Source organism: Consotaella salsifontis (assembly GCF_900167365.1).
Taxonomy (GTDB): domain Bacteria; phylum Pseudomonadota; class Alphaproteobacteria; order Rhizobiales; family Rhizobiaceae; genus Consotaella; species Consotaella salsifontis.
In genome coordinates, this window is record NZ_FUXL01000002.1 from 333885 (window position 1) to 346768 (window position 12884).

Below are 12884 nucleotides of genomic sequence, written 5' to 3' on the forward strand. Positions count from 1 at the left end.
TCAGGCGCCGGCCCGGCCCATGCGGCTGCGCGCCTCGTGCCGAAGCTCGTCGATGACGCGCAGAACGCCGCCGTCCAGCACGTGCCAGAACGTCCAGCCGTTGCAGGCGGACAGGCCCTGAACCTTGGCGCCCATCCGATGGATGGAGGCGGCCTCATTGCCGATGGCGACCGTGCCGTCGGCCCGCACCACCGCGCGCCAGCGCCCCTTGGCGTCCGTCAGTTCCGTCCCTGGCTCGATCAGCCCGGATTCGATGAGGCTGGAAAACGGAACGCGCGGCTCGGCGCGTTTGCCTTCGGTGAGCGCAAGCACGGCGGCGTCCAGCGGCTCCACCGCGTCGATGCGCCTCTGGGCCGCGTCGATGTACTCCTGCTCGCGCTCGACCCCGACGAAGTGGCGTCCGAGCCGCTTGGCCACGGCGCCGGTCGTGCCCGTGCCGAAGAAGGGATCGAGCACGACGTCGCCGGGGCGTGTCGACGACAAAATGACGCGCGACAGAAGCGCTTCGGGCTTCTGCGTCGGATGAACCTTCAGGCCATCCTCTCCCTTCAGCCGCTCGGCGCCGCTGCAGATTGGAAACAGCCAGTCGGAACGCATCTGCACGTCGTCGTTGGCCGCCTTCATGGAGTCGTAGTTGAAGGTGTAGCCCTTGGCATCCTCGCTGCGCGCCGCCCAGATCATCGTCTCGTGCGCGTTCTGGAAGCGGCGTCCCCGGAAGTTCGGCATCGGGTTGGTCTTGCGCCAGACGACGTCGTTCAGGATCCAGAAGCCGAGATCCTGCATCGTCGCGCCGACGCGGAAGATGTTGTGATAGGAGCCGATGACCCAGATGGAGCCGGTGGGCTTCAGCACGCGGCGCACCGCCAGGAGCCAGGCGCGCGTGAAGGCGTCGTAAGCGGCAAAGCTCTCGAACTTGTCCCAGGCGTTGTCGACGGCGTCCACGCGGCTCTGGTCGGGCCGCAGAAGCTCTCCGGCAAGCTGAAGATTGTAGGGCGGGTCGGCGAAGACCGCGTCGACGGACTGGGCGGGAAGCGCCTCCAGCGCCGCGACGCAATCACCCTTGAGGATGCGGTCGAGCCATGCGCTCGACACGGCCTCGGAAACCTTGAGCGCCGCGCTTTGTGCCTTTGCCATGTTCACCCACCGGATACGCCAGAACCAAAATCCTGCGATCATGGTTACTGAGCGCGGTAAATACGCGGTAAACGAGGGATGAATCACCGGCGCAAAGGCGCCACTTTGTGTCGGCCGATCCTCTGTGATAACCGAGCCCTCGTCGCCGCGGGGGCTGCTTCGTGCTGCCGCGTGCGCAGAAAGCCGCCATCATCGCGGAAAACTCGGGAGCGCCAAAAAAATGACGGCCATCGCCCTCGTCATCTTCGACTGCGACGGAACGCTGGTCGATTCGGAGATCATTTCCGCCAAGGTGGAATCGGAGATCTTCACCGATCTCGGTCATCCGCTCGAACCGGCGGAAATCCAGGCGCGCTTCGCCGGATTGAAGCTGTCGCGCATCATCGAGCTCCTCAAGGAGGAGACCGGCATGGTGTTTCCTGAGAATATCGTGGAGCGTATCGAGAACGAAACGATGTCCCGCCTTGGCCAAGAGGTAAAGGACATCGCCGGCGCGCACGAAATTCTCGACATGATCGATCTGCCGCGCTGCATCTGCTCGAATTCATCCACCGAGTGGCTGAAGACGGAACTCGACCATGTCGGACTTTGGGACCGCTTCCGTCCCTATGTCTATTCCGCTTCGGAGGTCGGCACGCGGCGCAGCAAGCCTGCGCCCGACGTCTTCCATTACGCCTGCAAGGAGTTCGGGGTGGAGCCCCAGGCGGCGGTGGTGCTGGAGGATTCGGTCCACGGCGTGGCCGCTGCCGCAGCCGCCGGCTGTCGCGTCGTCGGCTTCACTGGCGCGGCCCACACCTATTCGGGCCATGCGGATGCGCTGACCGAGGCGGGCGCGGAGACGGTGATCAACCGTCTCCTGGATTTCCCGGCCGTCATCACTGCCCTTTCCGGGTGGAGTCAGGACTGAGCCGCGCGGCCCTCGGCGATCATCTCTTCGCCTTGGGCGCCGGCCCCTCGTCGAAGCCCGCGTACACGGCATAGGTGCGCGCCGGCGGCTCCGGAACAACGACACGGTCGTCGACATAGACGAACTGGACGGCACCGCCTCCCGCAGAGACGGAGACGCTCTGCTGGGACAGCTGCGAATAGAGGACGTCCGATCCGCTCACCAGGGCGACGCGGATGGGCAACTGGATGGTGCCGCTCTTGGCGGCCGGCCCCGGCATCACCCGGCCCGCGATGCCCACCTTCATCATCAGCTGGCCGTTGACCACATGACACTCGCGGCTGGAGTCGGTGATCGAGGCGACGTAGACGACATCCTCTCCCGCCTTCTTGGTCAGCACCGCCGTGCCCTCACGCAGGCTCACCCGGGGACAATATTCCGGGATCCGTCCTTCAGCCGCGGAAGGCACTGGATTGGCGGAGAGATCGGCGGGCGGCGTCGACGACTGGCACCCGGCCAGTATCGCGAACCCCGCCAGGGCAGCGGCCCGAAACGCGAAAGACATATGCATTCTTCGGTTCTTCCCTTACTGTGGCGCGCCGTTCTATACCAGCGCGAGGGAGAATTTGCGACCGCGCCGTGAAATCGACATCGAAGGCTGGAACAGCGAAATCGTTCCTCCGGGAGAGAGAGTGGTGAGACTGTGGAATATCTGAGTTCGCGAGGCGAGGCACCGGCACTAGGGTTCGCGGACGTCTTGATGGCTGGACTGGCCAGCGATGGCGGCCTCTACGTGCCCCGCGTGTGGCCGAAGATCGCCGAGGCAGAGATCAGAGGCTTTTACGGACGTCCCTACGCGGAGGTGGCTCTCTCCATCCTGACGCCTTTCGTCGGCGACGAGATCGCCGAGAACGACCTGAGGCGCATGGTCGAGGAAGCCTACGCGACCTTCCGGCACCCGGCAGTGGCGCCGCTGGTCCAGATCGGCGCCGCCGACTTCGTCCTGGAGCTGTTCCACGGTCCGACGCTGGCCTTCAAGGACGTGGCCATGCAGCTCCTTGCCCGTCTCATGGATCATGTACTCCTACAGCGTGACGAACGCGCGACGATCGTTGGCGCGACATCCGGCGACACGGGCGGAGCGGCGATCGACGCCTTTGCCGGCAGCGAGCGCGCCGACATCTTCATCCTCTTCCCCAAGGGGCGCGTCTCGCCGGTGCAGCAGCGGCAAATGACGACCTCTGGCGCGCGCAACGTCCATGCCGTCGCGGTCGATGGCACGTTCGACGATTGCCAAGCGCTGGTCAAAGGCATGTTCAACGACGCCCGTTTCCGCCGCGCGACGGCGCTTTCCGGCGTCAATTCCATCAACTGGGCCCGCATCATGGCCCAGATCGTCTACTACTTCACCGCCGCGGCGAGTCTCGGGGCGCCAGACCGGCGCATCTCCTTCACCGTGCCCACGGGAAATTTCGGCGACATCTTCGCCGGCTATGCGGCCAAGCGCATGGGGCTGCCCATCGACAGGCTGGTGATCGCCACCAACTCCAACGACATTCTGGAGCGCACGCTCTCTTCCGGCCGCTACGAGACATCCGGCGTTTCAGCGACCATGTCGCCTTCCATGGACATTCAGGTCTCGTCCAATTTCGAGCGCCTGCTCTTCGAAGCCTCCGGCCGCGACGCCGAGATGGTGAAGCGCTCCATGGCGAGCCTCACCCAGTCCGGCGGCTTCACGGTTCCCGAGGATACGCTCTCCGCCATCCGCGCCGAATTCTCCGCCGGGCGATCGGACGAGGCGGCGACAGCCGAAACAATCCGCTCCTTCCTGTCCACCACCGCCTATCTTCTCGATCCCCATACCGCGGTTGGCGTCAAGGTCGCCCGTGAGCATGCGGGACCCGGCGTCATGGTCACGCTTGGCACCGCTCATCCAGCCAAGTTCCCCGAGGCCGTTCGCAAAGCCAGCGGCCTCTCGCCGGAGCTGCCGCCGAGCCACACAGGCCTCATGGAAAAACACGAGCGCTTCGATACCCTGCCCAACGATCTGCGACAGGTGGAGAACTATATCGCCGAGCGCAGCCGCGCCGCGCGTTCGGGAGCATCCGCATGACAGTCGAGATCACCAAACTCCTCAACGGAATCACCATTGCGACGGAGGAAATGCCGAGCCTGGAAAGCGCGGCGCTCGGCATTTGGGTCAAGGCGGGAGCGCGCGACGAGGGCGAGGGCGAACATGGCATCGCCCATCTTCTCGAGCATATGGCCTTCAAGGGCACGAGCCGGCGCAGCGCAAGGCAGATCGCCGAGGAGATCGAGAATGTCGGCGGCGACCTCAACGCCGCCACCAGCGTAGAGACGACCGCCTACTACGCCCGCGTTCTAAAGGACGACGTGCCGCTTGCCATCGACCTTCTAACCGACATCCTGCTCGACTCCCAGTTTGCCGAGGAGGAGTTGCAGCGCGAGAAGAACGTCATCCTTCAGGAGATCGGCGCCGCCGAGGACACACCGGATGATGTGGTGTTCGACCGGTTTCAGGAGGCCGCTTATCGCGGCCAGATCATCGGCCGGCCGATACTCGGTACGCGCGAGACTGTAACCTCGTTCACCAGCGAGGGCCTGAGGACCTATCTCAAGACGCATTACTCGCCTGAGCGCATGGTGGTCGTGGCGGCGGGCAAGGTTTCCCATGCCGACGTCGTCAACCGGATTTCTGGCGCGCTGGGCGGAATGACGCCGATTGCCGCGACCAACCCGCCGCTCGTTCGCGCGCCGGCCACCTATACGGGCGGCGAGTTCCGCGAGGGGCGCGACCTCATGGATGCGCAGGTCGTCCTCGGCTTTGAAGGCCGGCCCTACTACGCCAAGGACTTCTATGCGGCGCAGGTGCTGTCGCTGATTCTCGGCGGCGGCATGTCCTCGCGCCTGTTCCAGGAGATCCGCGAGCAGCGCGGTCTTTGCTATGCCATCTACAGCTTCCATTGGAGCTTTTCCGATTCCGGAATTTTCGGCGTCCACGCCGCCACCGGCGAGGAGCAGCTCGCCGAACTTGCGCCGATCATCGCTGAGGAGCTGACGCGCGCGGCGGAGAACATCACCGACAAGGAGGTGACGCGCGCCCGCGCGCAGATGCGCTCCAGCCTGCTCATGTCTCAGGAAAGCCCATCCTCCCGCGCCGGCCAGATCGCGCGGCAACTCCTCTTTGCCGGGCGGCAGATCTCCAACCAGGAGCTTCTCGAACGGCTCACCGCCATCGATGCTAAGCGGTTGACCGATCTTGCCGGCCGTACGTTCATCGGCACCCGTCCGACCATGGCCGCACTCGGCCCGATCAAGGGGTTGGCGGGCCTGGAAGAAGTGAGCGCCCAGCTCGGTGGAGCGACCAACGCGCCCAAGAGCGCTGCCGTTTGAGCCGCCGATGAGCGTTTTCGACTCCCTGTTCCATCCCGTGTTTCCCAAGGTCGATGCCGACGGCATCCTGCTGCGGATGCCGCAGGCCGGCGATTACATCGCCTGGCGGGACCTCAGGAGTCGGAGCCGCGCCTTTCTGACGCCTTGGGAACCCATGTGGGGTCCCGACGAGCTCAGCCGCCGCTCCTATCAGCTCAGAATTCAGCGCTATCGCCAGGACGCGCGGGAGCGAACGGGCTACACCTTCTTCCTGTTCGACGAACCCGGACGCACGCTCTACGGCGGCGCGACCATTGGCCTGATCCGTCGTGGCGTGTCGCAGAGCTGCACACTCGGCTATTGGATGGGCGAGCCCTACGCCGGCATCGGATTGATGTCCCGCGCGGTCGAGGCGCTCAAGCACTTCGTCTTCGACGTGGAAGGGCTGCATCGGATCGAGGCCGCCTGCCTGCCCTCCAACGAACGCTCCATTCGGCTTTTGGAGCGGGCGGGTTTCCGCCGCGAGGGCTACGCCCGCCACTATCTCAAGATCGCCGGGAGATGGGAGGATCACTACCTCTACGCTCTCCTTGCCGACGAACACGTTCCAAGAAAGGGCCGCAAGCCTCTGCTCGCGGCCAATCTGGCGTCCGCCGCATCATGATCATCAACTGCATCGCCCTTCACCGTCGTCCGGCGCGCCGGAGCGCCGAGCGACCGACCGACCGCATCGCGGCGGGCCTCCTCGCCCTTCTGCCGCTCGTCCTCCTGCTTGTCGCTCTCTCAGGGCCTGCCCTCGCATTGGAGCCCGTCAGCATCTCCAAGGACGTCCAGGTCATCGACCTGAAGCCGGCGATCGAGCTTTACCGCGATCGTGGCCGAAGCATTCAGGTCTCGACGGTCCCCGGCGCCGACGGCATCGTCAGGCGCATTGAGGTGGAGGCGCAGGCACCGAATGCTTCGGGCGATTGGGCGGTCTTCGCCCTTGCCAACGATTCCGACGAACAGCTCGACCGGCTGATCGTCGCCCCGAACTTCCGCCTGGCGGGCTCAGGAATCATCGATCCCGACCTCGGTTCTCAGCGCATCGCCTCGATCACGCCTTCCGAGGGTTTCGCGCTCGATCATCAGCCGAGCTCGGAGGCCGACGTCTTCCTGGTCACGCTCAATCCGGGCTCGGTCGTCACGTTCGTCGCCGAACTCACCTCGCCGCGTCTGCCGGAAATCCGACTTTGGCAGCCGGATGCCTACAAGGACACGGTAAACGCCTTTACGCTCTATCGCGGCATCGTGCTTGGCATCGCCGGCCTGCTGGCGGTGTTCCTGACCATCCTTTTCGTGGTCAAGGGCTCGGCAATGTTCCCGGCGACGGCCGCCCTCGCCTGGGCCGTACTCGCCTATATCTGCATCGACTTCGATTTCTGGCAGAAGCTGGTGCCGATGATGCCCGGCGAAGAAGGCATGTGGCGGGCGGCAACCGAGGTCTCGCTGGCGCTGACGCTGGTTCTCTTCCTCTACGCCTATCTCAACCTCAATCGCTGGCACGGGCTGTTCTCCCTCTTCACCGCCGTATGGTTGGCGGCGCTCGTCGGCCTCGGCGTCTTCGCCGCCTTCGATCCGCCGCTTGCCGCCGGCCTCGCGCGATTGTCGCTGGTGGGCATCGCCGGCTTAGGCCTTGTCCTCATCCTCTATCTCTCGGTCCTGCGCTTCGACCGCGCCATCATGCTGATCCCAACCTGGGCGCTGATCATCCTCTGGCTCTTCGCAGCCTGGATGACGGTGACGGGGCGGCTCAGCAACGACATCATTCAACCGGCGCTGGGCGGCGGTCTGGTTCTCATCGTGCTGCTCATCGGATTCACGGTGATGCAGCACGCCTTCGCCGGCGGCACCTTCGCCCATGGTCAGCTCTCCGACATGGAGCGCCGCTCGCTGGCGCTGGCCGGGACTGGCGATGCCATCTGGGATTGGGATGTCGATCGCGACCACATCTTCGCCGGGGTCGACGACGACATGACGCTGCCTCTGCCGATCGCGACGATGAACGGCCCGGCGCGCGACTGGCTGCCGATCCTGCATCCAGATGATCGCGACCGCTTCAAGCTGACGCTCGACACCATCGTGGAGCAACGGCGTGGGCGCATCGCCCAGGAGTTCCGCATCCGCAGCGTTACCGGCAGCTATCATTGGGTTTCGCTCCGGGCGCGGCCGGTGCTCGGCACCGACGGCGAGGTCGTGCGCTGCGTCGGCACGCTCAACGACATCACCGAGCGCAAGAAGGCGGAGGAGCGCCTGCTCCACGACGCGCTGCACGATCAGCTGACCGGACTGCCCAACCGCGAGCTCTTTCTCGACCGCCTGGAGGCGATCAGCACCCTTACGGCCGTGCGCGACGACGTCAAGCCGACGGTCTTCGTCATAGACATCGACCGCTTCAAGCAGGTCAATGACGATTTCGGCCTTGCCACCGGCGACACGATTCTCCTGACCATCGGACGCCGGCTGAAGCGCATCCTGAAGCCGCAGGACACGCTCGCCCGCATTGCCGGCGACGAATTCGGCCTGCTCCTCGTCTCGGAAACAGATCTCGACAGGATTGCCGCCCTGGCCGAAAATCTACGCGAGGCGATCAAGGCGCCCATCATCTTCAACAACCGCGAGATCATCCTCACCGGATCGGTCGGGCTCACCGGCTGGACCGAAAGGACGCGTCCCGAGGACGCGCTGAAGGAGGCCGAGCTTGCCATGTATCAGGCCAAGCGCGAGGGCGGCGATCATATCGAGCCCTACAGGCCGGCGCTACGCACCTCGGGCGCGGGGCGACTTCAGCTGGAATCCGATCTTCGTCGCGCATTTACCCGAGGCGAGCTGTCGCTCGCCTTCCAGCCGATCGTGCGCATCGAGGACGGCCGGATCGCCGGGTTCGAGGCGTTGCTGCGCTGGGATCATCCGAAGCGCGGCGCCATCTCACCGGCCGAATTCATTCCTGTCGCCGAATCCAGCGGGCAGATCGTCCTGCTCGGCCAATTCGCGCTCGATGAGGCGGCGCGTCGGCTTTCCGACTGGCACAGGATGATCGACCCGACGCTGTTCGTCTCGGTCAACATCTCCAGCCGTCAGCTCATTCGCCAGGACCTAATTGGGGACGTCGCGGCGGTGCTGAAGCGCTACGACCTTTCGGCGGGGGCGCTGAAGCTGGAGCTGACGGAGTCGCTGGTGATGGACAATCCCGAGCGCTCGGCGCAGCTTTTGTCCAAGCTCAAGGAAATGGGCCTCGGCCTGTCGCTGGACGATTTCGGCACCGGCTATTCCTCGCTGTCCTACCTGATGCAGTTCCCGTTCGACACGCTGAAGGTCGACCAGTCGTTCCTTAAGAGCGACAACCGGCCGGAGCGCCCCATCATTCTCAACTCCATCGTAAAGATGGCGCACGAGCTCAATTTGACGGTCGTCGCAGAAGGCGTGGAGACGGAAGAGGACGTCGAGCGGCTGCGCGAGCTCGACTGCAAATACGCGCAGAGCTTCCTCTATTCCGCTCCGTTGACGGCGGAAGAGGCCCGGCGCGAGTTGATGGAGCAAAAGACGACCCTGCGCCGCTCAGCCTGACGCGGCGCAACGGCTCCTATTTAAGATTGTCGCCCTGGTCTTTGGAGCTGGATCGATGCTCGCTGGAGCGCGCTCAGGCGTGGCCCGCCTCGGCTGCGAGGAAGGTGGGATCGATACCGAGCAGGCCGAGCGCGCGGCCGTACTTCGAATCGAGATCGGGATCGAAGATAAGGCCGCTATCGGCCTTGCAGGTCAGCCAGCCGTTGGCCGCGATCTCCGCCTCGAGCTGACCTGCGCCCCATCCGGCATAGCCGAGGGCCATTACCGCCTCATGCGGGCCGATACCCTGCGATATCGCCTTCAGGATGTCGAGCGTCGGCGTCAACCGGATCGCGTCGGCCACCGGAACGGTCGACTCCGAATCATAATCGCTGGAATGCAGCACGAAGCCGCGCCCCTGTTCCACCGGCCCGCCCGCGCAGACGGACACTTCGCGCCCGCCCTGCGGAAGTCGAATGTCCGCCTCGTCATCGACAATTCCGAGCTGCTTCAGCAGAGAGGCGAAGGAAAGTGGCTGGCCCTTGTTGATCACGAAGCCCATGGCCCCGCTAGGAGAATGGGCACAGAGATAGACGACGCTCCGTGCAAAGCGCTCATCCTGCATGCCTGGCATCGCGATGAGGAAATGATCCTCAAGCGACGAAGAGGGCGCATTGGTCTCTGACATCTTGCTCATCCCCCTAAGATAGCGACGTTTTCCCTGGCTTTCATCCATCTGTCTCTATTCGACATGGGGCAGGAGCCACCTGCGGCCATCTCGGCTTGATATTATTGTGGGCGGGCGGACGCTGCCGCGCAAGAGAGAGCGCCACAGAAGAGTGAAGGCGGTTGCATAGCCGGCCTGCTTCCGGCACTTCCATGGCGCCCGGCCAACAACAGCGTGATCGACTGCATCCCGAGCGTGAGGATCAAGCTTTCGTCTCTTTTGTCGGCGTCTAGTGCATCGGCCTTGTTCGAAGCTTCGGCCTGTCGCTCAGTCCAAACGTTCCACAAATGAAAGAACTTGCCCCATGAGAACCCGGATTGCGGCCTCTGCGCTGATTGGAGCGGCCCTCGCGCTTTCTTCGTCGCTCTGGAGTCTGGGCGCAGCTAATGCCGCGGGAAGCAGCACCTTCGAGACCGACGGCGTGGCGCTCTCGCTTGTCGCCGCGCCGAGCGGTACCGGCGACGCGGTTCGCGCGGCTCTCTTCATCGATCTCGAGCCGGGATGGAAGACCTATTGGATCGATCCCGGCGAAGCGGGCATTCCGCCACAGATTGGTCTTTCCCCCGAGACGAAGAATCTCGAACTCGAATCCATCGCCTTCCCGGCACCGACACGGTTCGAGGAAGCCGGCTTCCAGTCGAATGGCTACAAGGCCCCGCTCGCCGTCGCCCTGTCCCTGCGCAAGACCAAGCCGGACAGCGGCAGCAACCTCGCTTTGTCCGTCATGCTCGGCATCTGCCACGACATCTGCGTTCCGGTTTCGGCCGAGCTTTCACTCGATCCGGCCGGCGAGACGGACAAGGCGGCGGTGGATACGGCTTTTGCCGACTTGCCGCGCAGGGACAGCGCGGCCGAGGCCATCACCGAGGCGTCCATCCGGGCGGACGGGTCGAAATTGAGCTTGAAGGTGGCGGCAAGCGCGGCGGGCGATAGCTCCGATCTTTTCGTGACGGCGCCCGGCGGCTGGTATTTCGGACCGCCGGAAGACACCGCCAGAACAGGCGGCGAAGTTGTTTTCACCCTGCCGGTTCTGGACAAGCCGAAGGAGGGCCTTAGCTCGCTCCTCAACGTCGACGCCATTCTGGTGACAGGCGAAGATGCCATCGAAGCGCGCGATCTCGCGGTCGTCCGCGAACCGAAATAAGGAGCACCGCATGACCATCGGTATCGGGGATTCGCTACCCAACGCCAGCTTCCGCGTCCACAGCGACAAGGGGCCCGCGTATCTTTCGACCGACGATGTTTTCAAGGGCAAGAAGGTGGTGCTCTTCGGTGTGCCTGGAGCCTTCACTCCCGGCTGCACCATGAACCATCTGCCGGGCTATCTCGACCTCAACGCCGAGATTCGCGCCAAGGGCGTCGACACCATCGCCGTCGTCGCGGTCAACGACGTTTATGTCATGAACGCCTGGGAAAAGGCTACGCAAGCGGCTGACAAGATCCTCTTCCTGGCCGATGGCAACGCCGATTTCACCAAGGCGGTGGGCCTCGAAGCAGACATGACGCCCGGCGGCATGGGGACACGCTCCAAGCGCTACTCGATGATCGTCGAGGACGGTGTCGTGCGCGCTCTCGAAGTCGAGGACTCGCCCGGACAGATCGAAGCGTCCTCTGCCGGCCACATGCTGGAGCTGCTTCAGCGCTAGGCTGGCTTTCGCGGCACGGCCGGGGAAGGCGTTCTGACTTTTCCGGCCTATTCCGAGCCTGAGGCGCGCTTTTTCTTGAAGGGCGCCATGCCGGCGCGGGCAAGCTCGTCAGCCCGCTCGTTCTCGTCGTGCCCGGCATGGCCCTTGACCCAATGGAACGTAACGTCGTGGCGGGAGCGCTCCTCGTCGAGCTTCTGCCAGAGCTCGGCGTTCTTCACCGGCTTCCTGTCAGCGGTCTTCCAACCGTTCCTCTTCCAGCCGTGAATCCACTTGGTGATGCCGTTGCGCAGATATTCCGAGTCCGAATGAAGATCGATCGCGCAGGGACGCTTCAGCGCCGTCAGCGCCTCGATCGCGGCCAAGAGCTCCATGCGGTTGTTGGTGGTCATAGCCTCCCCGCCGGAAAGCTCCTTCTCCTTGCCGCGCCAGCGCAGGATGACGCCCCAGCCGCCGGGGCCGGGGTTGCCGGAACAGGCACCGTCGGTGAAAATCTCGACGCGCTCGCCGCCGCTCTCCGCCTCGCTCATCGGCCCACCCTGACGTCGACGCCATAGTCGCCAACGCTCTCGATAGTGCGCAGGAAGCGCGACTTCCTCAGATATTCCAGAGGATCCTTCTTGGTGACGAAGGAGGTATCGGGAATGGTCAGCCAATCGTAGAGCCGCGTGAGCAGGAAGCGCATGGCCGCGCCACGGGCCAACAGCGGGAACACCTCCACCTCCTCGCGCTCCAGCGGGCGCACGCTCTCGTAGCCACCGAGGAGCGCCCTGCCCTTCGTCACGTTGAACGACTGGTCGGGCTCGAAGCACCAGGCGCAGAGAGCGATGGCGAGGTCATAGGCGAGAAGATCATTGCAGGCGAAATAGAAGTCGATCAGCCCCGAAAGTTCCCCCGACAGGAAGAAGACATTGTCGGGAAAGAGGTCTGCATGAATGACGCCAGCCGGCAGGCCCGACGGCCAGGCGGCCTCCAGCTTGCCAAGTTCCGTCTGGATTTCCTCGCCGAGACCTGCCGCAACCTCGTCGGCGCGACCGCCGCACGCCTCGTAGAGCGGCCGCCAAGCCCCGACCGAAAGAGCGTTCTCGCGGCGGATCGGAAAATCGGCCGCCGCCAGATGCATCCGCGCCATCGCCGCGCCGACCTGCCGGCAGTCGGCCGCCAGCGGGTGTCGCGTCCACATGCCTTCCAGGAAAGTGAAGAGGGCCGCCGGGCGGCCGGCCAGCTCGCCCAAAGCCGTGCCATCGCGCGCCGGCACCGGCAGCGGACAGGAGAGGCCCCGGCCGGCAAGATGCTCCATCAGTCCGATGAAAAACGGCAGGTCGCCCCGCGCCACCCGGCGCTCATAGAGCGTCAGGATGAAGGTGCCCTTGTCGCTGCGCAGCAGGAAGTTGGAGTTCTCGACGCCCTCCGCGATGCCCTTATAGGAGAGCAGGCGGCCGAGATCATAGCGTTCGAGGAAGGCGGAAAGATCCGGCTCCGTCACATCGGTGTAAACCGCCATCAGATTCTCGCC

Annotated in this window: 12 protein-coding genes; 7 read left to right on the plus strand and 5 right to left on the minus strand. The window is 64.5% G+C overall.

Translation table 11 applies throughout. The features are described 5' to 3' along the window. Entirely contained in the window at positions 1-1134 is a 1134-nt protein-coding gene (locus tag B5D38_RS03615) for a site-specific DNA-methyltransferase (RefSeq protein ID WP_078706978.1), read from the minus strand. Positions 1135-1354: 220 nt separating this feature from the next. Between B5D38_RS03615 and B5D38_RS03620 the strand changes: the two genes are divergently transcribed. Further along, the gene (locus tag B5D38_RS03620; RefSeq protein WP_078706979.1) at positions 1355-2041 is read left to right on the plus strand and encodes an HAD family hydrolase; all 687 of its coding nucleotides are present in this window, start codon (positions 1355-1357) and stop codon (positions 2039-2041) included. Between the two features lie 19 nt (positions 2042-2060). Here B5D38_RS03620 and B5D38_RS03625 read toward each other — a convergent pair whose 3' ends face one another. Further along, a complete protein-coding gene (locus B5D38_RS03625; RefSeq protein ID WP_131829859.1) occupies positions 2061-2585 on the minus strand; it encodes a hypothetical protein in 525 nt (174 codons plus the stop codon). A gap of 138 nt (positions 2586-2723) precedes the next feature. On the opposite strand from B5D38_RS03625, the gene thrC reads away from it, so the two are divergent. The 4 genes from thrC to B5D38_RS03645 are packed head-to-tail and all read left to right on the plus strand — an operon-like array spanning position 2724 to position 9019. Next, complete coding sequence (gene thrC / locus B5D38_RS03630) at positions 2724-4133, plus strand: threonine synthase (protein ID WP_078706981.1); 1410 nt, start codon at positions 2724-2726, stop codon at positions 4131-4133. Beyond that, positions 4130-5434: a M16 family metallopeptidase gene (locus B5D38_RS03635; protein WP_078706982.1), complete on the plus strand. Its 1305-nt coding sequence runs from the start codon at positions 4130-4132 to the stop codon at positions 5432-5434. The genes thrC and B5D38_RS03635 overlap by 4 nt, the downstream gene beginning before the upstream one ends. Before the next feature lie 7 nt (positions 5435-5441). Beyond that, on the plus strand, positions 5442-6077 hold the full coding sequence (locus B5D38_RS03640) for a GNAT family N-acetyltransferase (protein ID WP_078706983.1): 636 nt from the start codon (positions 5442-5444) through the stop codon (positions 6075-6077). Further along, on the plus strand, positions 6074-9019 hold the full coding sequence (locus B5D38_RS03645) for an EAL domain-containing protein (RefSeq protein WP_078706984.1): 2946 nt from the start codon (positions 6074-6076) through the stop codon (positions 9017-9019). The genes B5D38_RS03640 and B5D38_RS03645 overlap by 4 nt, the downstream gene beginning before the upstream one ends. Positions 9020-9092: 73 nt before the next feature. Here the strand turns inward: B5D38_RS03645 and B5D38_RS03650 are convergent, their stop codons facing one another. Continuing rightward, positions 9093-9686: a YqgE/AlgH family protein gene (locus B5D38_RS03650; protein WP_425349306.1), complete on the minus strand. Its 594-nt coding sequence runs from the start codon at positions 9684-9686 to the stop codon at positions 9093-9095. Positions 9687-10029: 343 nt separating this feature from the next. Here B5D38_RS03650 and B5D38_RS03655 point away from each other — a divergent pair, with 343 nt between their 5' ends. Both B5D38_RS03655 and B5D38_RS03660 read left to right on the plus strand, forming a co-directional pair. Further along, positions 10030-10869 (plus strand): protein-disulfide reductase DsbD domain-containing protein, encoded by an 840-nt coding sequence (locus B5D38_RS03655; RefSeq protein WP_078706986.1) that lies wholly within the window; start codon positions 10030-10032, stop codon positions 10867-10869. 10 nt (positions 10870-10879) lie between these two features. Then, on the plus strand, positions 10880-11371 hold the full coding sequence (locus tag B5D38_RS03660) for a peroxiredoxin (protein WP_078706987.1): 492 nt from the start codon (positions 10880-10882) through the stop codon (positions 11369-11371). Between the two features lie 47 nt (positions 11372-11418). Here B5D38_RS03660 and rnhA read toward each other — a convergent pair whose 3' ends face one another. Beyond that, positions 11419-11898, minus strand: a complete 480-nt coding sequence (gene rnhA / locus B5D38_RS03665) for a ribonuclease HI (protein ID WP_078706988.1) — start codon at positions 11896-11898, stop codon at positions 11419-11421. Then, positions 11895-12872: a homoserine kinase gene (locus B5D38_RS03670; RefSeq protein WP_078706989.1), complete on the minus strand. Its 978-nt coding sequence runs from the start codon at positions 12870-12872 to the stop codon at positions 11895-11897. The genes rnhA and B5D38_RS03670 overlap by 4 nt, the downstream gene beginning before the upstream one ends. Positions 12873-12884: the final 12 nt, after the last annotated feature.